The 24,697-nt window shown below is 70.2% G+C and carries 25 protein-coding genes and 5 tRNA genes; 9 read left to right on the top strand and 21 right to left on the bottom strand.

What is annotated here, in order from left to right:
* Nucleotides 1–161: 161 nt before the first annotated feature.
* Together OH768_RS15725 and OH768_RS15730 are read left to right on the top strand one after the other, a co-directional pair.
* Nucleotides 162–1,988, top strand: coding sequence for an HSP90 family protein (locus OH768_RS15725; RefSeq protein WP_406454087.1), 1,827 nt, complete (start codon nucleotides 162–164; stop codon nucleotides 1,986–1,988).
* Complete coding sequence (locus OH768_RS15730; protein ID WP_406454089.1) at nucleotides 1,988–4,927, top strand: tetratricopeptide repeat protein; 2,940 nt, start codon at nucleotides 1,988–1,990, stop codon at nucleotides 4,925–4,927. Before OH768_RS15725 ends, OH768_RS15730 begins: the two co-directional genes overlap by 1 nt.
* A 3-nt stretch (nucleotides 4,928–4,930) precedes the next feature.
* Here the strand turns inward: OH768_RS15730 and OH768_RS15735 are convergent, their stop codons facing one another.
* Nucleotides 4,931–6,619, bottom strand: coding sequence for a DAK2 domain-containing protein (locus OH768_RS15735; protein ID WP_406465285.1), 1,689 nt, complete (start codon nucleotides 6,617–6,619; stop codon nucleotides 4,931–4,933).
* Between the two features lie 257 nt (nucleotides 6,620–6,876).
* Between OH768_RS15735 and rpmB the strand changes: the two genes are divergently transcribed.
* Nucleotides 6,877–7,062, top strand: a complete 186-nt coding sequence (gene rpmB, locus OH768_RS15740; protein ID WP_004924906.1) for a 50S ribosomal protein L28 — start codon at nucleotides 6,877–6,879, stop codon at nucleotides 7,060–7,062.
* 99 nt (nucleotides 7,063–7,161) lie between these two features.
* Here the strand turns inward: rpmB and thiD are convergent, their stop codons facing one another.
* The gene (gene thiD / locus OH768_RS15745; protein ID WP_406454091.1) at nucleotides 7,162–7,959 is read right to left on the bottom strand and encodes a bifunctional hydroxymethylpyrimidine kinase/phosphomethylpyrimidine kinase; all 798 of its coding nucleotides are present in this window, start codon (nucleotides 7,957–7,959) and stop codon (nucleotides 7,162–7,164) included.
* Complete coding sequence (locus OH768_RS15750; protein WP_019068733.1) at nucleotides 7,956–8,921, bottom strand: thiamine-phosphate kinase; 966 nt, start codon at nucleotides 8,919–8,921, stop codon at nucleotides 7,956–7,958. The genes thiD and OH768_RS15750 overlap by 4 nt, the downstream gene beginning before the upstream one ends.
* 203 nt (nucleotides 8,922–9,124) lie before the next feature.
* On the opposite strand from OH768_RS15750, the gene OH768_RS15755 reads away from it, so the two are divergent.
* Together OH768_RS15755 and OH768_RS15760 are read left to right on the top strand one after the other, a co-directional pair.
* Nucleotides 9,125–9,358 (top strand): Lrp/AsnC family transcriptional regulator, encoded by a 234-nt coding sequence (locus tag OH768_RS15755; protein ID WP_003997603.1) that lies wholly within the window; start codon nucleotides 9,125–9,127, stop codon nucleotides 9,356–9,358.
* 20 nt (nucleotides 9,359–9,378) lie between these two features.
* Nucleotides 9,379–9,870 carry a DUF3515 domain-containing protein gene (locus OH768_RS15760; RefSeq protein ID WP_406454093.1) on the top strand — a complete coding sequence of 164 codons (492 nt, stop codon included), beginning with the start codon at nucleotides 9,379–9,381 and terminating at the stop codon, nucleotides 9,868–9,870.
* Nucleotides 9,871–9,889: 19 nt separating this feature from the next.
* Here the strand turns inward: OH768_RS15760 and OH768_RS15765 are convergent, their stop codons facing one another.
* The 3 genes from OH768_RS15765 to OH768_RS15775 form a co-directional block, all read right to left on the bottom strand.
* A complete protein-coding gene (locus tag OH768_RS15765; RefSeq protein ID WP_406454095.1) occupies nucleotides 9,890–11,047 on the bottom strand; it encodes a D-alanine--D-alanine ligase family protein in 1,158 nt (385 codons plus the stop codon).
* 198 nt (nucleotides 11,048–11,245) lie between these two features.
* Complete coding sequence (locus tag OH768_RS15770; RefSeq protein ID WP_406454097.1) at nucleotides 11,246–12,256, bottom strand: NAD(P)H-dependent glycerol-3-phosphate dehydrogenase; 1,011 nt, start codon at nucleotides 12,254–12,256, stop codon at nucleotides 11,246–11,248.
* The gene (locus tag OH768_RS15775) at nucleotides 12,253–13,062 is read right to left on the bottom strand and encodes a lysophospholipid acyltransferase family protein (RefSeq protein WP_406454099.1); all 810 of its coding nucleotides are present in this window, start codon (nucleotides 13,060–13,062) and stop codon (nucleotides 12,253–12,255) included. The genes OH768_RS15770 and OH768_RS15775 overlap by 4 nt, the downstream gene beginning before the upstream one ends.
* A gap of 144 nt (nucleotides 13,063–13,206) precedes the next feature.
* Here OH768_RS15775 and cofC point away from each other — a divergent pair, with 144 nt between their 5' ends.
* Nucleotides 13,207–13,866 carry a 2-phospho-L-lactate guanylyltransferase gene (gene cofC, locus OH768_RS15780; RefSeq protein WP_406454101.1) on the top strand — a complete coding sequence of 220 codons (660 nt, stop codon included), beginning with the start codon at nucleotides 13,207–13,209 and terminating at the stop codon, nucleotides 13,864–13,866.
* A 9-nt stretch (nucleotides 13,867–13,875) separates the two neighbouring features.
* Nucleotides 13,876–14,079 (top strand): hypothetical protein, encoded by a 204-nt coding sequence (locus OH768_RS15785; RefSeq protein WP_406454103.1) that lies wholly within the window; start codon nucleotides 13,876–13,878, stop codon nucleotides 14,077–14,079.
* An 87-nt stretch (nucleotides 14,080–14,166) separates the two neighbouring features.
* On the opposite strand, the gene OH768_RS15790 is transcribed toward OH768_RS15785, so the two are convergent.
* The 4 genes from OH768_RS15790 to leuC all read right to left on the bottom strand — a co-directional run bounded on the left by OH768_RS15790 (nucleotide 14,167) and on the right by leuC (nucleotide 17,457).
* Nucleotides 14,167–14,802, bottom strand: coding sequence for an HU family DNA-binding protein (locus OH768_RS15790; protein WP_406454105.1), 636 nt, complete (start codon nucleotides 14,800–14,802; stop codon nucleotides 14,167–14,169).
* A 137-nt stretch (nucleotides 14,803–14,939) separates the two neighbouring features.
* Complete coding sequence (locus OH768_RS15795; RefSeq protein ID WP_019068724.1) at nucleotides 14,940–15,170, bottom strand: hypothetical protein; 231 nt, start codon at nucleotides 15,168–15,170, stop codon at nucleotides 14,940–14,942.
* 263 nt (nucleotides 15,171–15,433) lie between these two features.
* Complete coding sequence (gene leuD / locus OH768_RS15800) at nucleotides 15,434–16,027, bottom strand: 3-isopropylmalate dehydratase small subunit (RefSeq protein ID WP_406454107.1); 594 nt, start codon at nucleotides 16,025–16,027, stop codon at nucleotides 15,434–15,436.
* Nucleotides 16,028–16,032: 5 nt separating this feature from the next.
* Entirely contained in the window at nucleotides 16,033–17,457 is a 1,425-nt protein-coding gene (gene leuC, locus OH768_RS15805; protein WP_406454109.1) for a 3-isopropylmalate dehydratase large subunit, read from the bottom strand.
* Between the two features lie 190 nt (nucleotides 17,458–17,647).
* Here leuC and ndgR point away from each other — a divergent pair, with 190 nt between their 5' ends.
* Entirely contained in the window at nucleotides 17,648–18,364 is a 717-nt protein-coding gene (gene ndgR / locus OH768_RS15810) for an IclR family transcriptional regulator NdgR (protein WP_019068721.1), read from the top strand.
* Nucleotides 18,365–18,570: 206 nt separating this feature from the next.
* Here ndgR and OH768_RS15815 read toward each other — a convergent pair whose 3' ends face one another.
* Nucleotides 18,571–19,083, bottom strand: coding sequence for a DUF4188 domain-containing protein (locus OH768_RS15815; RefSeq protein WP_406454111.1), 513 nt, complete (start codon nucleotides 19,081–19,083; stop codon nucleotides 18,571–18,573).
* Between the two features lie 78 nt (nucleotides 19,084–19,161).
* On the opposite strand from OH768_RS15815, the gene OH768_RS15820 reads away from it, so the two are divergent.
* Nucleotides 19,162–19,806: a MerR family transcriptional regulator gene (locus OH768_RS15820; protein ID WP_406454113.1), complete on the top strand. Its 645-nt coding sequence runs from the start codon at nucleotides 19,162–19,164 to the stop codon at nucleotides 19,804–19,806.
* Between the two features lie 49 nt (nucleotides 19,807–19,855).
* Here the strand turns inward: OH768_RS15820 and OH768_RS15825 are convergent.
* From OH768_RS15825 to OH768_RS15870, 10 genes are all read right to left on the bottom strand, one after another.
* Nucleotides 19,856–19,928, bottom strand: a tRNA-Glu gene (locus tag OH768_RS15825).
* 28 nt (nucleotides 19,929–19,956) lie between these two features.
* A tRNA-Gln gene (locus OH768_RS15830) sits at nucleotides 19,957–20,028 on the bottom strand.
* A gap of 20 nt (nucleotides 20,029–20,048) precedes the next feature.
* Nucleotides 20,049–20,121 (bottom strand) — tRNA-Glu (locus tag OH768_RS15835).
* Between the two features lie 61 nt (nucleotides 20,122–20,182).
* Nucleotides 20,183–20,255 (bottom strand) — tRNA-Glu (locus tag OH768_RS15840).
* A 42-nt stretch (nucleotides 20,256–20,297) separates the two neighbouring features.
* A tRNA-Gln gene (locus OH768_RS15845) sits at nucleotides 20,298–20,369 on the bottom strand.
* A gap of 90 nt (nucleotides 20,370–20,459) precedes the next feature.
* Nucleotides 20,460–21,191 (bottom strand): HAD family hydrolase, encoded by a 732-nt coding sequence (locus OH768_RS15850; protein ID WP_406454115.1) that lies wholly within the window; start codon nucleotides 21,189–21,191, stop codon nucleotides 20,460–20,462.
* Between the two features lie 64 nt (nucleotides 21,192–21,255).
* Complete coding sequence (locus OH768_RS15855; protein WP_406454117.1) at nucleotides 21,256–21,654, bottom strand: hypothetical protein; 399 nt, start codon at nucleotides 21,652–21,654, stop codon at nucleotides 21,256–21,258.
* Between the two features lie 147 nt (nucleotides 21,655–21,801).
* Entirely contained in the window at nucleotides 21,802–23,286 is a 1,485-nt protein-coding gene (gene gltX, locus OH768_RS15860) for a glutamate--tRNA ligase (protein WP_406454119.1), read from the bottom strand.
* A complete protein-coding gene (locus OH768_RS15865) occupies nucleotides 23,279–24,055 on the bottom strand; it encodes a fumarylacetoacetate hydrolase family protein (protein ID WP_019068715.1) in 777 nt (258 codons plus the stop codon). Before OH768_RS15865 ends, gltX begins: the two co-directional genes overlap by 8 nt.
* Before the next feature lie 79 nt (nucleotides 24,056–24,134).
* Nucleotides 24,135–24,320: a hypothetical protein gene (locus OH768_RS15870; RefSeq protein WP_200686386.1), complete on the bottom strand. Its 186-nt coding sequence runs from the start codon at nucleotides 24,318–24,320 to the stop codon at nucleotides 24,135–24,137.
* Nucleotides 24,321–24,697 lie beyond the last annotated feature (377 nt).

Here is a 24,697-nt window from a genome sequence, read left to right on the forward strand (position 1 = left end):
ACGCCACTGACATTGCCGTATACGTCTCGCGAAACCCCTGGTCAGGCGGCTCGTTCCGGCTCTAGGATGGCGCGCTCCGGCCATCCCCCGCGGTCACCGCCTCACAGGGACCGCCCGACCCTCGCGCCGTTCGCACCTTCCCCCACCTCGGCGCTGCGACGATGGACTCCCAGACCTCACAGTCATCACAGGCATCCCAGTCACCTCACACGTTCCAGGTCGACCTGCGCGGTCTGGTGGACCTGCTCTCCCATCACCTCTACTCAAGCCCCAAGGTCTATCTGCGCGAGCTGCTGCAGAACGCCGTGGACGCGATCACCGCGCGCCGGGCCGAGCAGCCCGACGCCCCTGCCCTGGTGCGGTTGTACGCCGAGGGCGACACCCTGCGCGTCGAGGACTCCGGCGTCGGGCTCACCGAGGCGGACGTGCACAACCTCCTCGCGACGATCGGCCGTAGCTCCAAGCGCGCCGACGGACTCCAGGAGGCCCGCTCGGAGTTCCTCGGGCAGTTCGGCATAGGGCTGCTCGCCTGTTTCGTGGTCGCCGAGCGGATCCGGGTCGTCAGCCGCAGCGCCCGTACGCCCGACGCGCCGCCCGTGGAGTGGACGGCGACGGACGACGGGTCGTACACCGTGCGGACGCTGCCCGCCGCCGAGCATCCCGAACCGGGCACCACTGTCCATCTGGTGGCGCGCGCCGGGGCCGGCGAGTGGCTCACCAAGGAGCGGGTGCTCGCGCTGGCGCGGGACTTCGGGGCGCTGCTGCCGTACGACGTGCGGGTGGACGGTGAGGCGATCACCGATCTGCCCGCGCCCTGGGACCGGCAGTACCCGAGTCCCGGTGGCCGCAGGGTGGCGCTGGCCCGGCACTGTCACGAGCTGTTCGGGTTCACGCCGTTGGACTCGATCGAACTGTCCGTGCCGCTCGCCGGGATCCGCGGGGTCGCCTATGTGCTGCCGTCGGCGGTGAGCCCGGCGCAGCGTGCCACGCACCGGGTGCATCTCAAGGGCATGCTGCTGACCGAGCGGGCCGAACAACTGCTGCCCGACTGGGCGTTCTTCGTGCGCTGTGTGCTGGACACGGACAGTCTGCGGCCCACGGCCTCGCGCGAGTCGCTGTACGAGGACGAGACGCTGGCCGCCGTACGGGAGGCGCTGGGGGAAAGGATTCGCTCCTGGCTGACCGGGCTCGCGGCGGGTGATCCGGAGCGGCTGGCCGCGTTCCTGTCGGTGCATCACCTGGGGGTGAAGTCCCTGGCGCGGCACGACCCGGAGATGCTGCGCACGATGCTGCCGTGGCTCCCCTTCGAGACGACCGACGGACGGGTCTCCCTGGAGGAGTTCGCACAGCGGCACCCGGTGGTGCACTTCACGCGGACGGTCGAGGAGTACCGGCAGGTCGCCCCGATAGCGTCCGCGCAGGGCATCGGGGTGATCAACGGCGGCTACACCTACGACGGCGAGCTGGTCGAGGCGCTGCCGTCGGTGCGCCCGGGGACGGTGGTCGCCGAGCTGGACTCGGACACCGTCACCGCGCACCTGGACTCGGTCGACCCGGCCGAGGAGCTGGCGCTGGCGGACTTCCTGGCCGCCGCGCGGGCCAAACTGGACCCCCTGGGCTGCGATGTGGCCCTACGGGCGTTCCATCCGCTGTCGGTGCCCGCGCTGCACCTGGACGACCGCTCGGCCCGACACGAGCAGGCCCGCGCGGAGGCCGAGGAGCAGGCCGACGACCTGTGGGCGGGCATCCTGGGGTCGCTGCGGGGCAGCGCGCCCCGCGCGCGTCTGGTGCTGAACCATCTCAACCCGCTGATCCGGCGGATCAGTTCGCTCAAGGACAGAGACCTGATCGGGACGGCAACGGAGTCGCTCTACGGGCAGGCACTCCTGATGGCGCAGCGACCACTGCGCCCCGCCGACTCGGCACTGCTGAACCGGGCGTTCATCGGCCTCCTGGAGTGGGCCACACACGGGGAGGGCGACCACTGATGACAGGGATCACGGACTTCGACGCGCTGCGCCGGGCGATGGCCGAGAACTCCGAGGAGCCGGAGGGACCGGCCCGCAACGCCCGCGCGGAGCAACTGCTCGCCGAGGCCGAGAAGTTGGACATCCCGCTCGCGGTGATCGAGGCGCTCGGGCACCAGCTGAAGGTCTACAACTACAGCTCCGAGAAGGACAAGATGTTCGTCCCCTTCGCGCGCCTGCTGCGCATGTGGGACGAACGGCCCGAGGACTTCGACGAGTACGAGATCCACTCGCTGCACTGGGTCTTCAAGTGGATGTCGTCCGGGATGCTCGGCCAGCCGCACATCCCGCTCGCGTCGATCGAGAAGTGGCTCGCCGAGATGGAGCACCGCTACCGGCTGGCCGGGCACTCCGAACGGGCCGTCCGCAGCGCCGAGTTCAGCGTCGCCTCGCACGTCGGGGACCTGGCGCGGGCCGAGCGGGCGTACACGGCGTGGCTGGCCGCCGACCGGGACACCATGGCCGACTGCCACGCGTGCGAGCTGCACAGCCAGGGCGAGTGGCAGGCCGAGCGGGGGCGGGACGCCGAGGCCCTCGACCTGTGGGGTCCGGTCCTGGAGGGCGAGTTCACCTGCGCCCACGAACCGCACACCGTCCTCGCGTCCTCCCTGGCCCCGCTGCTGCGCCTGGGGCGGGCCGACGAGGCACGCGCCCATCACCTGCGGGGCTTCCGGCTCGTACGGCCCATGGAGAGCATGCGAGGCGCGTACGCGGACCACGTCGAGTTCTGCGCGCTGAGCGGCAACGAGGCGCGCGGTCTGGAGCTGCTGGCGGAGCGTCCGGCGTACTTCACGGACTCCGGGAACCCGCGCAGCGGGCTGGAGTTCCTGTCCGTGGTGACGCTGCTGATGGACCGGCTGACGGAGCTGGGGCTCGGCGACCAGCGGGTGCCGGGACCGGGCGGCCGGCCCTGGACGGCCCGTGCACTCGCCGTCCACGCGCGCGTGGAGACCGTCGCGCTGGCCGCCCGCTTCGACGAGCGCAACGGTACGACCCACGTCGGCGACCGGGCACGCGCGCGCATGGATCAGCGTCCCCTGGTGGAACGGCTGCCCCTGGGAGTGCGTTCGGCGGGACGGCCGGCCACGGCACCGGTGACCGTCCCCGCCCCCGAACCGGCCCCGGCGAAGGACCTCTCCGCGCTGCTCGCGGAGGCACGGCGACTGTCGGACACGCTGCAACCGCACGCCGTGGAGGCCTGGTTGGCCGTCGCCCGGGCCGCCGAGGGCGTCGAGCTTGCAGCCCTCGACCGCGCCGAGATCGCCGACCACCAGGCGATGGACCAGGGCCCCGAGGGCATCGCCCTCTTCGAGCGCGCCGCCGAACTGTACGCCGAGGCGGGCGACCCCGGGGAGGCGTGGGCGGCACGCGCGCGTGGGACGTACGTACGGGCTCTCACGGGCGAGGTCGACGAGGCCCTCGCGGCGATCGCCGAGCCGTACGACGGGGTGCTCGCCCTGTACGCCGAGGGCGCCACGGGCGTACGGCAGACGGCGGGCGTGCTGATGAGCCGGGCGCGCGTCCTGATGCGGGGCGTGCACGAGGATCCCTCGGGCGACTCCCCCGACGGCGAGGTGCGGGCCGCCGCCGAGGCCGCCGTCCGGGAGGTGCTCGCCCTGGTCGACGGACACACCGGGGACGATGTCCGGCTGGCCGCCCGGGGTGCCGAGGGGCAGGCGATGCTGGCCGAACTCGCGGTGCAGACAGGGGACTTGGAGACGGCCGGGCGGCTGTTCGCGAAGGCCTCGGCGGCTTTCGTGGACGCGGGGCTGCCGTGGTTCGCGGTGGAGTACGAGGCCCGGTCGGCCGGGCTCGCCCATCACCTCGGGGACATCGCGGAGGCGGAGCGGGCGCTGCGGGCCGCCCTGGAGCACGGTGGGCCGTACCTGGAGGCGCCTGGGCGGGCGCAGCTGCACCTGCAGCTCGCCGAGGTGCTCGGCGGCCGGGGCCGGTCCCAGGAGGCGGCGGAACACGCCCTGGAGGCCGCTCACTGGTCCGACGAGGCGGGCGAGGGCCCGACGCTCGGCGCCTGGGCGCGGCACCAGCTGGGCGGGTTCCTGCTGCGTCAGGGCCGGTGGGCCGAGGCCGCGGAGGTGCTGGAGTCGGCGCTGCCCGACCTGAGTGCCGAGACGCACGGCGACGGCGCGGTCGTACAGACGAAGTGGTGGCTCGGGGACTGTCTGAGCGAGCTGGGCGAGCACCGCGCGGCGGCCGAACGGCGGTTGCAGGCGGCCGAGATCGCCCGGCACTGGCCCGAGCAGCACGACCACGCGACGCTCGCCCATCTCGCCGCCGAGTCCCTGGGGCACGCGGGACTGCACACCGAGGCGGACCAGGCGTACACGCGCGCGGGCGACCTGTGGCGGTCCCTGGGGAACGTGCACGGGATGGTGCGTTCACTGCGCGCCCGCGCCTGGCTGGCGTTGCGCGCGGACCCGGCGGACCAGGGCCTGGACGGCGCGCGGGAGCTGATGTCGGCCGCGATCGAGGAGTGCGAGGCGGCCCTGCTGGTGACGGACGACGAGGAGGCGCGGCAGCGGCTCACCGGTGAACTCGGCCACACGCACCGCCAGTTCGGCGAGCTGCTGGCCCGTTCGGTCGCCGAGGAGGCCGAGGACACCGCGATCCAAAGCGCGTTCGAGGACGCCCTGACGCAGACCGCGGAGGCCGTCGCCGTCTTCGCCGCCCTCGGGGACGGCGCCGTGCACACCCGCACCGCCGCCGAACTCGCCGCGGGCTGGCTGGAGGCCGACCTCAGCCGTCCCGCCGACGCGGCGGCACGCGCGCGTGGCGTGCTGAAGGCCTACGAGGGTGCCGACGACGGCGACGAGACGGTACGGGCCCGTCGCGCCGAGGCGGAGCAGCTGCTCCAGCTGATGGAGGAGCAGACCGACAAGTAGGTCCTACTCGACGCCGATGAGCAGCAGGGCGCCCTGCCGGCCGCCCCGGTACACGACCGTGTCGACCGCGAGGTACGACTCGCGGACGTGGACCTCCAGGACGTCGGCGACGCTCTCGGGGGCCTCGTCGCCCAGGACGAGGGTGACGAGTTCGCCACCGGCCGCGAGCATGCGGTCCAGGACGGCCCGGGCGGTGGCCGTGACATCGGCGCCGATCACCGCCACATCGCCGTCGACGAGGCCCAGGACGTCCCCGGCCTGGCAGATACCGGCCATGGTCCAGGACTGGCGTTCGGCGACGGCGACCTCGGCGTAGCGGGTCGCGCCGGCCGCCGAGGTCATGGAGACGACGTCCTCGTCGAAGCGACGCTCGGGTTCGTGCACGGCGAGCGCGGCGATCCCCTGGACCGCGGAGCGCGTCGGGATCAGCGCGACCCGGATGCCCTCGGCCCGGGCCTGCTCGGCCGCTGCCGCCGCCGTGTGCCGCAGGTCCGCGTCGTTGGGCAGCAGCACGACCTCACGCGCGTGTGCCCGCCGCACGGCCGCGACCAGCTCCCCGCTGGCGGGCGGCTCCCCCGGGCGCGCGAGCACGGTGGTCGCCCCTGCCTCGCCGTAGAGCCCCGCCAGGCCCTCGCCCGGGACGACGGCGACGACGGCCCGCTGGGCGCGCTCCCTGGGCGGCCGTTCGGCACCGGTGGTGTGGACGTCGCCGAGCCCGAAGTGGGTGATCCGGATGCGGTACGGCCGCCCCGCCTCGACGCCCGCCTCCACGGCGGCGCCGGCGTCGTCGACGTGCACATGGACGTTCCACAGGCCGTCGCCGCCGACCACGACGAGCGAGTCGCCGAGCGCGTCGAGCCGGTCCCGCAGCCGGGTCACGGCCGTGTCCTCGGCCTCCAGGAGGTAGATCACCTCGTAGGCGGGCCCGCCCTCCTGGGGTGCCGTCGGGTCGTCCTCGCAGAGGAGGACGTCGTCGACTCCAGGAGCGCCGGAAGCCGAAACAGCCTCCACGCGCGCGTACCCCCCGAAGACCGGCGCCTCCCGTGTGAACGTCTCCACCAGCGCGGCCAGCACCGCCACCAGCCCCCGTCCACCCGCGTCGACCACTCCCGCGCGCTCCAGGACGGCCAGCTGCCCCGGGGTCGCGGCCAGTGCCGCGCACGCCCCGTCGTAGGCGGCCCGTGCCACCGTCCCGCAGTCGCCCTCGGTGTCGTCGGCCGCGTCGGCCGCCGCCGAGGCGACCGAGAGGACCGTGCCCTCGACCGGGTGGGCCACGGCCTGCCGGGCGGAGTCGGCCGCGTGCCGCAGCGCGAGCCGCAGCCCCTCCCCGTCCGTGTGAGCCGTCTCACCGTCGGCGGCGAGCACCTGGGCCATACCGCGCAGCAGCTGCGCGAGGATCGTCCCGGAGTTGCCGCGCGCCCCTATGAGCGCCCCGTGGGCCATCGCCCGGGCGGCGTCGGCCAGCGGCGGCTTCTGCCCGGTCAGGGTGCCGTGTCCGGCGAACACCGCCTCGACGGCCGTGACGGTGGACTCCATGGTCAGGTAGAGGTTGGTGCCGGTGTCCCCGTCGGCCACGGGATACACGTTGATGGCGTCGATCTCCTCGCGCGCACGCCCCAGCGCGCGCAGCGCGAGACCGCACCAGGTACGCACCGCGAGAGCATCGAAGAATGTCTGCGGCACCTGCGGCACCTGCGCCTCCTTGAGCTGCTGGACTGGCACGCAGCGTAGACCCCGGAAGGGTCCGGGCCCGAGGAGGGCCGGAGCAGGCCCTCGACCAGGCATGGTAGTTTCGTTGCACCGGCGCAGTCGTTGTATGCTGCTCCGGTTGCCCGATCCCGATCGGGCCATCCCCCCTGGCAGTGCCACATCAGATCCTAGATCCTGATCCCGGCATGCCGGGATCATCCGTAAGTGCATCTGTGCATCTGAAGTCTTTGGAGTGACCCGTGGCTGCCAACTGCGACGTCTGCGGCAAGGGGCCGGGCTTCGGCAACAACATCTCGCACTCGCACCGCCGTACGCCGCGTCGCTGGAACCCGAACATCCAGCGCGTTCGTACCGTGGTCGGCGGGACGCCGAAGCGCGTGAACGCTTGCACCTCGTGCATCAAGGCCGGCAAGGTCTCGCGCTGACGCACTGCTGAGCGCGCGGCCACTGCTGGTTCGCTGCATCGAGCCGGTCCACCTCGTGTGGGCCGGCTTTTTGCCGTGCCGTGTCAGAAAACCCGCGCTTCAGGAAAGGCCGCCATGCTGTAGCGCCCACCCGTGATCCACCGGCCCGATCCCCCCGCCCAGCGCGAACCCCGCCGCGATCGCTCCGGTGACGTACTCCTTCGCCGCCGCCACCGCCTCCGGCACCGACCGTCCCATCGCGAGGTGCGCGGCGATCGCCGAGGCGAGCGTGCAGCCCGTACCGTGGGTGTGCCGGTTGTCGTACCGGGGCGCGCGCAGCCAGTGCTCCTCGGTGCCGTCGGAGAGCAGGTCCACGGCGTCGCCGGACAGATGCCCGCCCTTGATGAGCACCCACCGCGGTCCGTACGCCAGCACGGCCTGCGCGGCCTCCCGCAACCGCTCCTCCGAGTCGACCCGCACACCGGTGAGCTGCGCCACCTCGTCGAGGTTCGGCGTCGCCACGGTCGCCACCGGCAACAGCTTCGTCCGTACGGCGTCCAGCGCGGAGTCCGCCAGCAGCGAGTCCCCGTGCTTCGAGATGCCGACCGGGTCGACGACCGCCGGGGCGTCCGTCCCCGCGAGCAACTCCGCGACCGTCTCGACGAGTTCGGCCGACGCCAGCATGCCGGTCTTCACGGCCTGTACGCCGATGTCGTCGACGACGCTGCGGTACTGAGCACGCACCGCCTCCGCCGGAAGTTCCCAAGCGCCTTGCACACCGAGGGAGTTCTGCGCGGTGACGGCGGTGACGACGCTCATGCCGTGCACGCCGAGCGCCAGCATGGTCTTCAAGTCGGCCTGGATTCCGGCCCCTCCACCGGAGTCGGAGCCGGCCACAGTCAGCACAAGAGGTTTCACGACTCGATGTCCCCGAAGTGGTCCCAGCCGCCCTTGCTGGTCCACGGCGCCCCGTCGACCGTCACCTGGGGCAGCGCCGACGGGTTGAGGACCTCGCCGATCACCTTCCAGCGAGCGGGCAGCTTCACGTCCGGTGCGAAGGTCGCCACGATCGCGTGATCCTCTCCCCCGGTCAGCACCCACTGGATGGGGTCGACGCCGACGGCCTGCCCGATGTCGTGCATCTGCGTCGGGATGTCGATCGCACCGGACCGGATGTCGATCCTGACCTTGCTCGACTCGGCGATGTGCCCGAGGTCGGCGATCAGCCCGTCGCTGACGTCGCACATCGAGGTCGCGCCGAGCCCGGCCGCCGCCGGACCCGCGTGGTACGGCGGCTCGGGGCGCCGGTGCGCCTCCACGAACGCGCGCGGCGAGCGGAAGCCCCGCGACAGCACCGCGTACCCGGCCGCGGACCAGCCCAGCCAGCCGGTCACGGCGACCACGTCACCGGGCTGCGCGCCGGCCCGGGTGACCGGCTCCCGGCCGCGCAGATCACCGAGCGCGGTGATCGACACCATGATCGTGTCGCCTCGTACGACATCGCCGCCGACCACCGAGGCGCCCGCGACCTGGCACTCGTCGCGCAGTCCGTCCATCAGCTCCATGGGCCAGGTGACCGGGAGTTCGGCCGGCACGACCAGTCCGAGGAGCAGCGCGGTCGGTACGGCGCCCATCGCGGCGATGTCCGCGAGGTTCTGCGCGGCGGCCTTGCGCCCGACGTCGTAGGCGGTGGACCAGTCGCGGCGGAAGTGCCGCCCCTCCAGCAGGATGTCGGTGCTCGCCACGACCCTGCGGTCGGGCGCGGCGACGACCGCGGCGTCGTCGCCGGGGCCGACCCGGACCGAGGGAGTGGTGGTGAGCCGGGAAGTGAGCTCCCTGATGAGCCCGAACTCCCCCAACTCACCGACGGTGCCCTTCATCGTTCGTCCTCTTCTCGTGACGGCAGCGCCCGGTCGCGAGCCGTCGGTGTGCTCGGTACGGTCGAGGTGACCGTCAACTTCAGTCGTGCCTGCGCCCCGGCACGGGGGTCAGGGCCGCCGCGGGTCTCCCCGTGGTGAGCGGCGACGCGATACCGTGGCGTTCCTTTTCCCCACATGATCCTCGTGGCCGCCCTGGAGGTTCCGTGGTACAGGCGTACATCCTGATCCAGACGGAGGTCGGCAAGGCGTCGACCGTCGCCGAGACGATCAGCAAGATTCCCGGAGTGATCCAGGCCGAGGACGTGACAGGACCGTACGACGTGATCGTGCGCGCCCAGGCCGACACGGTCGACGATCTCGGCCGCATGGTGGTCGCCAAGGTCCAGCAAGTGGACGGCATCACCCGCACCCTGACCTGCCCGGTGGTGCATCTGTAGCCCCCGTCTACCCTTGGCCGGTGAACTCTCTCCGTCACCGGCGCCGTTCTGTCATCGGGCTGTCCGTGCTCGCCCCGCTGATCACCCTCGCGGGCTGCTCCTCAGCAGACGACAGCGCGTCGGCGGCGGTTCCCTCACCGGGCGCGAGGGTCACCGGGCTGTGCCGGAATCTGGACAAGGTGCTGCCGTCGAAGGTCGACGGCCGGGGCCGCCGGGATCCCGAGCCCGCGTCCGCGCTGACCGCGGGCTGGGGGAACCCGGCGATCATACTGCGCTGCGGTGTCGTCAGACCCGCGAAGATGAACGACCCCGAGGCCGACGGCGTCGAGGTGAACGGCGTCGGCTGGCTGCTGCAGAAGCAGGACGACGGGTCCTTCCGGTTCACCACGACGCTGCGCAAGGCGTACGTCGAGGTGACCATCCCGAAGGACCGCACCGGAGACGGTCTGGCACCCCTGGTCGACCTGGCGAAGTCCGTGCAGAAGGCGATCCCCGCAGGGATCGCCGACTAGATCGACCGGACCGGCCCGTTCAGCGCAGTCCGGTCGAGCGGCGCAGCGCCGCCTGCACCAGACGGTCCACCAGCTCCCCGTAGGGGACGCCGCTGGCCTGCCACATCTGCGGGTACATCGAGATCGGCGTGAAACCGGGCATGGTGTTGATCTCGTTGATGACGAACTCGCCGTCCGCGGTGAGGAAGAAGTCCGCCCGCACCAGCCCCTCGCAGGAGGCCGCGTCGAAGGCGTCCACCGCGAGCTTCTGGACCTCGGCGGTCTCCTCGGGGGTCAGCGGGGCGGGCACGATACCGGGGGTCGAGTCGATGTACTTCGCCTCGAAGTCGTAGTACGCGTGCTCCTGGGGCGGCGGGATCTCGGCCGGCACGCTGGCCCGCGGCCCGTCCTCGAACTCCAGCACCCCGCACTCGATCTCGCGTCCGCGCAGCGCGGCCTCCACGAGGATCTTCGGGTCGTGCCGCTGCGCCTCCTCGATCGCCTCGTCGAGTCCGGCCAGGTCGTCCACCTTGGTGATGCCGATCGACGAACCCGCGCGCGCGGGCTTCACGAACAGCGGCCAGCCGTGCTCACCGGCGAAGTCGACGATCTTCTTGCGGGCGGCGGATTCGTCCCGCTGCCACTCGCGCGGCCGGATCACCACGTAGGGGCCGACCTTGAGGCCGAACGAGGTGAACACCCGCTTCATGTACTCCTTGTCCTGGCCGACGGCCGAGGCGAGCACACCCGCGCCCACGTACGGCACACCGGACAGCTCCAGGAGTCCCTGGAGGGTGCCGTCCTCGCCGTAGGGGCCGTGCAGGACGGGGAAGACGACGTCGACCTCGCCGAGGGCCTTGGGCACGGATCCCGGTTCGCTGATGACGACTTCGCGGTTTCCGGGGTCGAGCGGGAGCACCACTCCGCCGTCGCTCGACTCGGCGAGCTCCTCGACGTCCGGGGTGCGGCGGTCGGTGATCGCCATGCGCTCCGGCGCGTCGGCGGTGAGGGCCCAGCGGCCTTCGCGGGTGATGCCGATCGGCAGGACGTCGTACTTGGTCCGGTCGATGGCCGCGAGGACGGCGCCGGCGGTGACCACGGAGATCCCGTGTTCGGAGCTGCGACCGCCGAACACGACGGCCACACGCGGCTTGCGAGGCGGCTGCTCAGGGCTCTGGGAGAGATTCTCGGTGCTCATATCGCGATGAGCGTACCCGGTGGTACTGCCTTGAGTCAGCGTCCGTTGACGGCGGGCGGTTCGTACAGCGCCCCAAAGGGGAGCGGGGCTGTATCGACATGCGGCTACCGCCGCGTGAGCGCGCCCAGCCACGACGGCGCCGCAGCCACCCGACGACACAAGGCGGCCCCCACCCCCACGCCCCACCCAGCGGAGCGCTCAGCGTCGCTCGGGCTTAGCGCTCCGCGACATCAGCTCCTTGACGGCGACCACCGGCGACTTGCCCTCGTGCACGATCTCGAAGACCGTTTCGGTGATCGGCATGTCGACGCCGTGCCTGCGGGCCAAGTCCAGTACGGATTCGCAGGACTTGACGCCCTCGGCGGTCTGCTTGGTGACCGCGATGGTCTCCTGGAGGGTCATGCCCTTGCCGAGGTTGGTGCCGAAGGTGTGGTTGCGCGACAGCGGCGAGGAGCAGGTCGCCACCAGGTCGCCGAGGCCGGCGAGTCCGGAGAAGGTGAGCGGGTCGGCGCCCATCGCGATACCGAGCCGGGTCGTCTCGACGAGACCGCGCGTGATGAGCGAGCCCTTCGCGTTGTCCCCGAGCCCCATGCCGTCCGCGATGCCGACGGCGAGCCCGATCACGTTCTTCACCGCGCCGCCGAGCTCGCAGCCCACGACGTCGGTGATGGTGTACGGCCTGAAGTACGGGGTGTGGCAGGCGGCTTGGAGCCGGCGGGCCACCGCTTCGTCGGTGCACGCGACCACCGCGGCGGCCGGCATCCGGGAGGCGATCTCCCGTGCGAGGTTGGGTCCGGAGACCACGGCGATACGGTCCCGGCCCACCTTGGCGACGTCCTCGATGACCTCGCTCATCCGCATGACGGAGCCGAGTTCGACGCCCTTCATGAGCGAGACGAGGACCGTGTCGGGCGCCAACAGGGGTGCCCAGTCGGCCAGGTTGGCGCGCAGCGTCTGCGAAGGGACCGACAGGACGGTGAAGTCGGCGTGGGCGGCGGCCTCGGCGGGGTCGGTGGTGGCCCGCAGGTTCTCCGGGAGTTCGACACCGGGGAAGTAGTCGGGGTTCGTACGGCCGGAGTTGATGGCGTCCACGACTTCCGCGCGGCGCCCCCACAGGGTGACCTCGCACCCCGCGTCGGCGAGCACCATGCCGAAAGCCGTGCCCCATGAACCGGCGCTGAAAACAGCCGCCTTGACCGGCTTGCTCACGTACCCTGCTCCTCTTCCTGCTCGACCTTCGGCTCCATCGCCAACTCGGCCCGAGACTCCAACTCCTGGGTTTCCGCGGCCGTCCGGCGCCGCTGCTCGATCCGCTCGCGGCGCGGGTCGTAGGGCGTCTCGGGTGCCTTGGCGCCGCGGATCTGCTCCAACAGGCGTGTGATGTCGGCCATGATGACCTCGGTCGCCTCCTTGAGGAGGTCCGGGCTCATGTCCTTGCCGTAGAAACGCGTGAGGTCCACCGGCGGGCCCGCGAGCACATGGCTGGTCTTGCGCGGGAAGACGTGCAGCTTCTTGGCGTACGGCGGCAGCAGCTCGTTGGCGCCCCACTGCGCCACGGGAATCACCGGGCACTTGGTCTGCAGGGCCACGCGCGCGGCACCGGTCTTGCCGGTCATGGGCCACTGGTCGGGGTCGCGGGTGATGGTGCCCTCGGGATAGAACGCGACGCATTCACCGCGCTCCACGGCGTCGATCGCGGCGCGGAAGGCGCTCAGCGCGTCCGTGGTCTCGCGATAGACGGGGATCTGTCCGGTGCCGCGCATCGCGGCACCGACGAATCCCTTCTTGAAAAGGCCGCTCTTCGCGAGGAATCGCGGAACGCGCCCGGTGTTGTACTGAAAGTGAGCGTACGCGAGGGGATCTACGTGCGAATTGTGGTTCACCGCGGTGATAAATCCGCCCTCGGCCGGAATGTGCTCCATTCCACGCCAGTCCCGCTTGATCAGAACCACCAGCGGCGGTTTGCAGAGGACCGCTGCGAAGCGGTACCAGAACCCGATTCTGCGGCGGGGCACGCGAACACCTTCCTCTAGGACCTGAGGGGCCGCACAAGTGTCGCCCCAGGCCGTCGGTCTGTCGAGAACACCGTACGCCCCGCCACCGACAACGCCAGGGGCTCCGGGTGACAATGGCCGCGACAAGAGAGGGACGGAACCCGCGTGCAGTGGACCTTGGTCATACCCCTGAAGTCTCTGGCGCGAGCCAAGACCAGGCTCTCGGACACGGCCGGCGACGGGCTGCGGCCGGGACTCGCCCTCGCCTTCGCGCAGGACACCGTGGCAGCCGTGCTGGCCTGCCCGGCGGTCCGCGATGTGGCGGTCGTCACGGGCGACGCCCTGGCCGGCCGCGAACTGGCCGCGCTGGGCGCCCGGATCGTCGCGGACGAGCCGGGAGACGGTCTGAACGCCGCGCTGCGGCACGCGGTGACGGTCGTGCGGGTTTCCCGCCCCGAAAGCGCGGTGGCGGCCCTGAACGCCGATCTGCCGGCCCTGCGCCCCATGGAATTGGCCCGGGTTCTGGACGCGGCGGCGGAATTCCCGCGTGCTTTTCTCCCGGACGCCGCCGCAATCGGCACCACCTTGCTCACCGCGCGGGCGGGCCGGGAATTGCTCCCGGCATTCGGCACCGATTCCCGCGCCCGCCATCGCGCCTCCGGCGCGGCCGAACTCGCCCTGGACGCGGTGGATTCCGTACGGCAGGACGTGGACACCGGCGAGGACCTGCGGGCGGCGCTGGCCCTGGGTGTGGGCCCGCGCACGGCGGCAGCGGCCGCGGGACTGCTGATTCCGGGACGGCCGGGGGCCGCGGGCGGGCAGTAGGCTGCGGCCATGCAGGCGACCGCTTACACCTACGACGCCGGGACCCGTACCGGCAGCGTTCTGCTCGACGACGGCACCCCGGTGCCTTTTGACGCCGCCGCGTTCGACGCGGGCGGGCTGCGGCTGCTGCGGCCGGGACAGCGGGTGCGGATCGAGACCGAGGGGCCCGAGGACCGGCTCAGGATCACACTGGTGACGCTGCAAACCTTCTGAACGCCCGTGCACGGGCCGTGAACACGCCGCGGGCCGGACTCCCAACGGGAGTCCGGCCCGGCGCGTGAGTGCCCTGCGTTCCGCTGACTAGCGGGTGGCGGTGGCCTTCTTGGCGGTGGTCTTGCGCGTCGTCGACTTCTTGGCCGGGGCTTTCTTGGCCGCGGCCTTCTTGGCGGTGCCGGTGGCCTTCTTGGCCGCCGTCTTCTTGGCCGTCGCCGTGGTCTTCTTGGCGGTCGCCTTCTTGGCCGTGGTCTTCTTGGCGGTGGCCGTCTTGGCCGCCGTCTTCTTCGCCACGGTCTTCTTCGCCACGGTCTTCTTCGCGGTGGCCGTCGCCCTCTTGGCGGTGGTCTTCTTGGCCGCGGCCTTCTTGACCGTCGCCGAAGCGGTGCCGCTCAGGCTGCCCTTGGGCGCCTTCTTGACGGCGACCTCGCCACCGCGCGGGAGCTTCTTCGAGCCGCTCACCAGGTCCTTGAAACCCTGGCCCGCGCGGAAGCGCGGAACGGAGGTCTTCTTGACCCGAACCCGCTCGCCCGTCTGGGGGTTGCGGGCGTAACGGGCCGGACGGTCGACCTTCTCGAACGAACCGAAACCGGTGACCGAGACCCGGTCCCCACTGACGACGGCACGGACGACGGCGTCCAGTACCGCGTCGACCGCCTCGGCGGCCTGCTGACGGCCACCGACCTTGTCGGCAATCGCTTCTACGAGCTGCGCCTTGTTCACGTCTTCCCCTTCGGAGACATTGCCGGAACGAAAGTGTTCAGGCTTTTCCGCACGTTAGGCAGATATATACCGCAAATCAAACACGAAACGGGCTAATCACCCGTGCGCCGCAACGAACTCGACTGTCCTGGACTTGTTCAGCGTTCCTCTTCGGGGAATCGACCCGCGTCGAGGTCGGCCGTGAACCGGTCCAGTCGCCTTGTCGCGTCGGCGAGATCGTGCTTGGCCGCGGCCGTAATGACCAGCAGCTTCCGGGCCAGCGCCATCCGTACGCCCTCCGGGACTTGCAGTGCGCGCACCCTTGTGTGCGCTTCCTTGAGTTGGTCCGCGACTGCCGCATAGAGCTTGAGTTGGCCGTCGTGTTCCATGCACAGATTGTGCCATCTGGGGCGAGTTGTCGCCTGCGGGGGTCGCAACTGGTGCCTCGAACGGCCTGACGGAGCCCGGCGGCAGCCTTGGCTCAAAGCTGCGCCTACCCAGTCAACACCCTGTCTAACATGGGAAGTTGGGAGAAGCGTTGGAGGCGCGCGGGGCCGTTCGAGTGCAGACATGGCTGTACCCCCAATCGTGGCGATCGGGGGTACAGAGGGTGTCGCGGTGGCCGGATCTCGACCTGGTGCGGGGGTTGGGGTCAGACCTGGACCGTCCGCGGCTTGTACGAGGGGCGCTTGGCCTCGTACGCGGAGATGTCGCCCTCGTTCTGGAGGGTGATGGAGATGTCGTCCAGTCCGTTCAGCAGCCGCCAGCGGGCGTTCTCGTCGAGTTCGAAGGCGGCGGTGATGCCTTCGGCACGCACCTCGCGGGCCTCCAGGTCGACCGTGATCTCGGCCTGCGGGTCCTTCTCGGTGAGTTCCTGCAGCGCGTCCACGGTCTTCTGCTCCAGAACCACCGTGAGCAGGCCGTTCTTCAGCGAGTTGCCTCGGAAGATGTCGGCGAACCGGGAGGAGATGACGGCCTTGAAGCCGTAGTTCTGCAGCGCCCACACGGCGTGCTCGCGGGAGGAGCCGGTGCCGAAGTCGGGGCCTGCCACCAGGACCGTCGCTCCCTTGCGCTCGGGCCGGTTGAGGACGAAGTTCTCGTCCTTGCGCCACGCCTCGAAGAGCCCGTCCTCGAAGCCGTCCCTGGTCACCTTCTTGAGCCAGTGGGCGGGGATGATCTGGTCGGTGTCCACGTTGCTGCGGCGCAGCGGGACGGCCCGGCCGGTGTGCGTGGTGAATGCTTCCATGACTCTCAGACTCCAGCGGGCACAGGGGCGTCGGACAGGTCGGCGGGCGAGGCCAGATGGCCCAGCACGGCGGTCGCGGCGGCGACCTGCGGCGAGACCAGGTGCGTACGGCCGCCCTTGCCCTGCCTGCCTTCGAAGTTGCGGTTGGAGGTGGACGCGGAGCGCTCACCGGGCGCCAGTTGGTCCGGGTTCATGCCCAGACACATCGAGCAGCCCGCGTGCCGCCATTCGGCGCCGGCCTCCTTGAAGACGACGTCCAGACCCTCGGAGACGGCCTGCAGACCGACCCGCGCGGAGCCCGGGACGACCAGCATCCGTACGCCGTCGGCGACTTTGCGGCCCTCGACGATCGCGGCGGCGGCACGCAGGTCCTCGATACGGCCGTTGGTGCACGAACCTACGAAGACGGTGTCCACCTTGATGTCGCGCAGCGGCTGGCCGGCCTCCAACCCCATGTATTCCAGGGCCTTTTCGGCGGCGAAGCGCTCCGAAGCGTCTTCGTACGAAGCCGGGTCGGGGACGGACGCCGAAAGGGGCGCGCCCTGACCGGGGTTGGTGCCCCAGGTGACGAACGGCGCCAGCGAGGGGCCGTCGATGACGACCTCGGCGTCGAACGCGGCGTCGTCGTCGGTCTTCAGGGTCTTCCAGTACGCGACGGCGGCGTCCCAGTCCTCGCCCTCGGGGGCGTGGGCGCGACCCTTGATGTACTCGAAGGTGGTCTCGTCGGGGGCGATCATGCCCGCGCGGGCGCCGGCCTCGATCGACATGTTGCAGATGGTCATGCGGGCTTCCATCGAGAGCTTCTCGATGGCGGAGCCGCGGTATTCGAGGATGTAGCCCTGGCCGCCGCCGGTGCCGATCTTCGCGATGATGGCGAGGATCAGGTCCTTGGCGGTGACGCCGCCGGGCAGTTCGCCGTCGACCGTGATGGCCATGGTCTTCGGGCGGGCCAGCGGCAGCGTCTGCGTCGCCAGCACGTGCTCCACCTGGGAGGTGCCGATACCGAACGCCAGCGCGCCGAAGGCGCCGTGGGTGGAGGTGTGGGAGTCACCGCACACGACCGTCGTACCGGGCTGGGTCAGCCCCAGCTGCGGTCCTACGACGTGGACGACACCCTGCTCGACGTCGCCGAGGGAGTGCAGGCGCACGCCGAAGTCGGCGCAGTTCTTGCGCAGCGTCTCCAGCTGGGCCCGGGAGACCGGGTCCGCGATGGGCTTGTCGATGTCGAGGGTCGGGGTGTTGTGATCCTCGGTGGCGATGGTGAGGTCGAGGCGCCGCACGGGACGCCCGGCCTGGCGGAGACCGTCGAAGGCCTGCGGGCTGGTCACCTCGTGCAGCAGGTGCAGATCGATGAAGAGGAGGTCGGGCTCGCCCTCGGCGCGCCGGACGACATGGTCGTCCCAGACCTTCTCCGCGAGTGTCCTACCCATCGCTTTCCCTCCGGCCGGCGAAACAGCGCCGGCCCAACTAGAGATCTTGAGGAGACGGCGCTCGCACCCCTGGTTCACGGGCAGCCGCCGCCTGGCCCGTTTGGTACGCGGGCCGCTGTGCCTACAAGAGTTGCGCGTCTCACGAAAAAAGGAACTTGCGTTTCACAGAGTGAGACGCGAGTATCGTTTCATGGACAACAGTAGCGGCGTCGGCGTCCTGGACAAGGCAGCTCTTGTCCTGGGCGCTCTGGAGTCCGGTCCGGCCACCCTCGCGGGTCTGGTCGCGGCGACCGGGCTGGCACGACCCACGGCACACCGGCTGGCCGTGGCTCTGGAACACCACCGTATGGTGGCGCGCGACATGCAGGGCCGTTTCATTCTCGGCCCCCGGCTCGCCGAGCTGGCCGCGGCGGCCGGCGAGGACCGGCTGCTCGCCACGGCGGGCCCGGTGCTCACGCATCTGCGGGACATCACGGGCGAGAGCGCTCAGCTCTACCGCCGCCAGGGCGACATGCGCATCTGCGTGGCCGCGGCGGAACGCCTGTCCGGACTCCGGGACACGGTCCCGGTCGGCTCGACCCTCACGATGAAAGCCGGTTCCTCGGCCCAGATCCTGATGGCCTGGGAGGAGCCGGAGCGTCTGCACCGCGGCCTCCAGGGCGCCCGCTTCACGGCCACGGCCCTCTCGGGCGTACGGCGCCGGGGCTGGGCCCAGTCCATCGGCGAGCGCGAGCCGGGCGTCGCGTCCGTCTCCGCGCCGGTACGCGGCCCCTCGAACCGCGTGGTGGCCGCCGTGTCCGTCTCCGGCCCCATCGAGCGCCTGACGCGCCACCCGGGCCGTATGCACGCCCAGGCCGTCATCGACGCCGCCGCCCGCCTCTCCGAGGCCCTGCGCCGCACCGGCTGATCCCCCGGAAACAGCACAGGAGGGCCTGCCTCAACGCCGCGGCAGGCCCTCCGTCATGTCCGGAGCGGAACGCTCCGCTGGGAAGTTCCGCGATGTGCCGTCGTTCCACTGCTGCGCCGTCGTGGCTCGTCGCGCCCACGCGGCGGAGCCGCATATCGACACAGCCCCGCGCCCCTCCGGGGCGCTGCCGACTGCACCCGACCCGTTTAGTCGGACGTCGCCTTCTCCGAGCGATAGGCGAACCGGTCCTTCGCCCGCCTCCCCCGCCGCTCCACCGGCACCTGTCCGTGCGCCGCCGCGAGTCCGAAGGCCGGCATGTCGGCGTAGATCGCCTCGTAGGACCCCTCCGGCACCACATAGCTCTCGTGCCACAACCCGACGTGCCCGCGCACCTTCCCCGCCTTCTCCTTGCGGTTGATGATCGCCCACGCTCTGTGGTGCAACATGTCGGGCGAACTCGCGTACTTGTAGAGCTTCTCCTTGGACTCCCAGTACTGGACGACGTAGTACGTCCGCGGGGACGCCGTCAGCAGTACGTGCCCGAGCAGTCCGCGGCTCTTGTCCTTCCCCAACTCCCGCAGCATGCGCGGCATCGCGAGGAACACCGGCACCCAGTGGTGCACGGCCCAGAAGCGGTTGATGCGCATCCCGATGAGCAGCACCACCACCTCCCCCTCGGCGGCAGCGGTGGTACGGCCGTTGACAGCCTTCACGAACATGACCCCCCTTGTTGGGTACCAGCACTATCCGATGACCCGTGTTTGGATAGTGCCGGTACCCGAGGAAGGGCGCAAGACATGCGGCTGGCCGAGTTGAGCGAGCGCAGCGGTGTGTCCATCGCGACGATCAAGTACTACCTGCGCGAAGGCCTGTTGAGACCCGGCCGCCAGGTCAACACGACCACCGCCGAGTACGACGAGGAGCAGCTGCGCCGGCTGCGGCTGGTGCGCGCGATGATCCAGGTGGGCCGGCTGCCGGTGGCCACGGTCCGCGAGGTGCTCGGCCATGTCGACGACGACTCCCTCGGCCGTACGATCCGGCTGGGCGCGGCACTTTGGGCGCTGCCGCAGGTTCCGGAGCCGGACGCGGAGGACGAGTACGTCCAGGCCGCGCACCGCGAGGTGGACAAGCTCCTGGAGACGCTGGGCTGGTCCAACTCCCAGGCCCTGGTGACCATTTCGCCGTCCTACCGCTCACTGGTGGTGGCGGTGGCCGCACTTCGCCGGCTCGGCTACGACTGGCCCCCCGAACTCGTCGTGAACTACGCCAAGTTGATGCATGAGGCGGCCGTCCTCGACCTGGACTTCGTGGAGACGCACCCCTCGGAGGCCGAGAAGGTGGAGACGGCGGTCGCGGGCGCGATCTTCGTCGAGCCGGTGCTCCAGGCGCTGCACCGGCTGGCGCAGGAGGAGGAGTCGGCGCGACGGTACGGCTTCGAGTGAGCGGGCATGGATAAAGCCCCCCACCGAAGTGGAGGGCCTTTCCTGTACGTACCCCCGACCGGATTCGAACCGGCGCTACTGCCGTGAGAGGGCAGCGTGCTAGGCCGCTACACAACGGGGGCCCAGATCTTGCGTTTCCGCAGATCAAAGCTGGTCTACCAGGACTCGAACCTAGAATGACGGTACCAGAAACCGTAGTGTTGCCAATTACACCATAGACCAATGCTGTTCAAGGTAAAGCGTACCCCCGACCGGATTCGAACCGGCGCTACTGCCGTGAGAGGGCAGCGTGCTAGGCCGCTACACAACGGGGGCCCTAGCGATCCTGCATGAGAGGCGGCGGGTGCGACCCGGCCACCTTCCTGGGAAGGATCTGTACCCCCGACCGGATTCGAACCGGCGCTACTGCCGTGAGAGGGCAGCGTGCTAGGCCGCTACACAACGGGGGCTTTGCAGAGTTGTCCTCTGCGGTTGCAGATGAGCTCTGCGAGCTGGCCTACCAGGACTCGAACCTAGACTAACGGAACCAGAAACCGTCGTGCTGCCAATTACACCATAGGCCACCGAACGCAACCCCTGTCGGGATCTTGTTCTAGCGTGCGCCTCCGGGTACCTGACCCTTCGGCCTGTTCTCCGGCGGCGCAGGAAGAACATTACCTGAAGGTGGACGGGGCTCCAAAACGGGTATCAGCGCCGAGGAGCGCGGGGAGTTCGGCGAGAGAAGCGATCCGGTGCCGTCCCACCAGGGCCTCACCGGGGGCGTGCCCGCCGTGGCGGTCGATCCAGACGGAGAGCAGACCGGCGTCCGCGGCACCCCGCCCGTCGATCTCCGGGTGATCCCCGACATACGCCACCTCGTGCGGCGGCAGTTCCAGCGCCTCGCAGGCCGCGAGGAAGGCGCCGGCCTCGGGCTTGGAGACGCCCAGTTCGGCCGCGCACAGGATGACCTCGAAGCGGTCGTGCACCCCGAGGGCACGCAGCTTGTGGTCCTGCACGGTGATGCTGGAGTTGGAGAGGACGGCGTGCCGGTGGCTGGCCGCGAGGGTGTCGAGGACGGGCAGGACGTCCGGGAAGAGGGCCCAAGCGGTCTCGTAGTGGGTCTTGTAGCGCCGGAACCAGTCGTCGGCCTCGGCGTCGGTCAGCTCCTGGTCCAGGAAGTGCCGGACCCGGTCCAGCCGCTGCCCCTCGAACGAGACATCGCCGGCCGAGAACCGCGCCCAGTGGAACTCGGTGGCCACCCGCCAGCGCTCCAGCGCGTGCGCCACACTCAGGTGCCCGTCGAGCAGTCCCTCGGCCGCCAGGTGCGCGGACATGGCGGCGCGGTCCGCACCGGTGTAGTCGAACAGGGTGTCGTCGACGTCCCAGACCACGGCCCGAATGCTCATGATCCGACAATAACGTGGGGCCCCGGGGCACGTCAGCGCGCCGGGGTCCCACGGTCGTCAACTCTCAGGCGCAGGACAGGGTCCAGGAACCGTAGGACCCGATGATGTAGCCACCGCTCTCGGTGAGGCCGACGCGGTAGTAGAAGCAGGCGCCCTCGGTGAAGTCCTTGTCGTAGACATAGGCGTTGTCCAGGTCCCAGCCGGTGTAGCCGCCGGTGTACGCCTTGGACTGGGCGGAGTCGGTCGTGTGCGGCTGCCCGGTGGTCGGCGTCGTCCAGTAGAGGAGGACACCGTGGCCGTCGGAGCAGGTGTCCAGGAACTTGAAGGTGTCGCCGTCCGGGTAGAAATACACCACGCCGCAGGCGTTCTTGCTGGACCCGCTGTCGACGGCTGCCGCGGGCGCCGTCGCGGCGACCGCCAGACCGACGGCGGCTACGACGACCGTGAGAATCCTCTTGAACATGCAGACCCCTCCCCGTGCACCAACCGGCTTCCCCACACCTCCGGATCGAAGGGATCTTAGCCATGGCGTGAACATTTCACTACGATTTCTTGACGAGAAAGGGGCGGTACCAGGATCACCGGATACCGCCCCTGCCGCACGTCTCGGTCAGGCCGCCAGCTTCGCCAGGGCCGCGTCGATCCTGGCCAGCGTCCTGTCCCTGCCCAGGATCTCCAGGGACTCGAAGAGCGGCAGGCCGATCGTGCGGCCGGTGACGGCGACACGGACCGGGGCCTGGGCCTTGCCGAGCTTGAGGCCGTGGGCCTCGCCGGCGGCCAGGACGGCCTCCTTGAGGGACTCGGGCGAGGACCAGTCCGCCGACTCCAGCTTCTCCTTGGCCGTACGCAGGAGGGCGTCGGAGCCCTCCTTCATGGCCTTCGTCCAGGACGCCTCGTCCTCGACCGGCTCGGGCAGGAAGAGGAAGTCGACGTTGTCCGTGATCTCCGACAGCACCTTCAGGCGGGTCTGCGCGTGCGGTGCGACGGCCTGCCACTTGGCCTCGTCGAAGTCCTCCGGCGCCCAGGGGGCGAACGGGGCCTTCAGCCACGGGGCACAGCGCTCGGTGAAGTCCTTCACGTCGAGCAGGCGGATGTGGTCGGCGTTGATCGCCTCGCACTTCTTCAGGTCGAAGCGGGCCGGGTTGGGGTTGACGTCCGCGATGTCGAAGGCCGCGACCATCTCGTCCATCGTGAAGATGTCCTGGTCGGCCGAGAGCGACCAGCCAAGCAGGGAAAGGTAGTTGAGCAGTCCCTCGGGCAGGAAGCCGCGCTCCCGGTAGAGGTTGAGGGACGACTGCGGGTCGCGCTTGGAGAGCTTCTTGTTGCCCTCGCCCATCACGTACGGCAAGTGCCCGAAGGACGGCACCGACTTGGCGACGCCCAGCTCGATCAGCGCCTTGTACAGGGCGATCTGACGGGGCGTCGAGGAGAGCAGGTCCTCGCCGCGGAGGACGTGGGTGATCTCCATCAGGGCGTCGTCGACCGGGTTGACGAGCGTGTACAGCGGGGCGCCGTTGGCCCGGACGATCCCGTAGTCCGGGACGTTCTCCGGGGTGAACGTCAGCTCGCCGCGGACCAGGTCGGTGAAGGTGATCGTCTCGTCGGGCATCCGGAAGCGGACGATCGGCGTGCGGCCCTCGGCCTGGTACGCCTCGACCTGCTCGGCGCTCAGGTCGCGGCAGTGGCCGTCGTAGCCGGACGGCTTGCCTGCGGCGCGGGCGGCGTCGCGGCGGGCGTCCAGCTCCTCGGTGGAGCAGTAGCAGTCGTAGGCGTGGCCGGCGTCCTGGAGCCGCTTCGCGATGTCCTTGTAGATGTCCATGCGCTGCGACTGGCGGTAGGGCGCGTGCGGGCCGCCGACCTCGGGGCCCTCGTCCCAGTCGAAGCCCAGCCAGCGCATCGCGTCGAGGAGTTGGCCGTAGGACTCCTCGGAGTCACGGGCCGCGTCGGTGTCCTCGATGCGGAAGACCAGGGTGCCCTGGTTGTGCTTGGCGAACGCCCAGTTGAACAGGGCGGTGCGGACCAGGCCGACGTGCGGGTTGCCGGTCGGCGAGGGGCAGAAACGGACACGGACTGCTGAGGCGGATGCGCTAGCCACGCTTGACAACCTTGTTGGTGAGAGTGCCGATGCCTTCGATGGTGACGGCGACCTCGTCGCCGACGGTGAGCGGTCCGACGCCTGCCGGGGTGCCCGTGAGGATCACGTCGCCGGGGAGCAGCGTCATGGCCTCGGTGATGTTGACGATCAGGTCCTCGATCGAGTGGATCATCTCGCTGGTGCGGCCGAGCTGTCGCTGCTGGCCGTTGACCGTGAGCTGGATGGTGAGGTCGCTCGGGTCGAGGTCCGTCTCCACCCAGGGGCCGAGCGGGCAGGAGGTGTCGAAGCCCTTGGCACGGGCCCACTGCTTCTCGCGCTTCTGGACGTCGCGCGCGGTGATGTCGTTGGCGCAGGTGTAGCCGAGGATGACGTCCTTGACGCGCTCGCGCGGGACCTCGCGGCACATCCGGCCGATGACGACGGCCAGTTCGGCCTCGTGGTGGAGGTCCTCGGTGAAGGAGGGGTACTGGATGTCGTCGCCGGAGCCGATCACCGAGGTGGACGGCTTGAAGAAGGCGAAGGGGGCGTCCGGCACCTCGTTGCCCAGTTCCCTGGCGTGCTCGGCGTAGTTGCGGCCGTAGGCGACGACCTTGTTCGGGAGCACCGGCGGCAGCAGCCGGACCTTGCTCAGCGGGACCTTCGTACCGGAGAGTTCGAAGTCCGCGAACGGGATGCCCTTGATGATGTCGAGGACGAGTTCGTCCGGCTTGTCGCCCTCGACCGCGCCGAAGGCGACGTTCCCGTCGATGGAGAATCTGGCGATGCGCACGGGATCCTGGCGCCCCTCACTGAGCTGGCTGGAGTCTGACGCTCCAGGCTAACGCGGTGCGGGGCCCCTGCTCGCGCGATTACTCCGCGGCGGCGGTGACCGGGATCTCCATGAGGATCGTGCGGCGCGGGTTGGCGGTCTGGGCCGGCAGGTCGAGCGAGTGTTCCTGCTGCTCCGGCGTCTGCAGCGCGTCGGCGTCCGCGAGGTGCGCCAGCGTCGTGCGTCGCGGGTTGGCAATGTTGCGGAACATCATCGTGGTCTTCACTGTTGTACTCGACCCTCGTCGTCCGTGGGTGGGTGGTTGGCAGATTGTGCCCTCATGTAAAGCGTCAGGCTAAACATCCAATTCCCGGCCGAACGCGCGAAGAGCCCATGATCCGCGTGTGAGTTTGCTCACCACCCTGTGTGCATACCGACCAATTCGGACCCTCAACTCACCTCACCGAAACGGACATTGACCCCCTGAAGCTGTCATTCCGCTCCTGATCATGGCGACTTGGGCACATCCCGCGCCCAGCGGGATGGTGGGGATTTGCCCACTTTGGAGTGAATAGCTTTCTACGTCTCGTGACACTGTCCTCACGGGGTGTCACACAGGTCACAGCCTGGCCTACGGGCCTTGTTGGAGATCCGGCACTGTGC

The organism is Streptomyces sp. NBC_01622, assembly GCF_045209635.1.
In the GTDB taxonomy this organism is placed as follows: domain Bacteria; phylum Actinomycetota; class Actinomycetes; order Streptomycetales; family Streptomycetaceae; genus Streptomyces.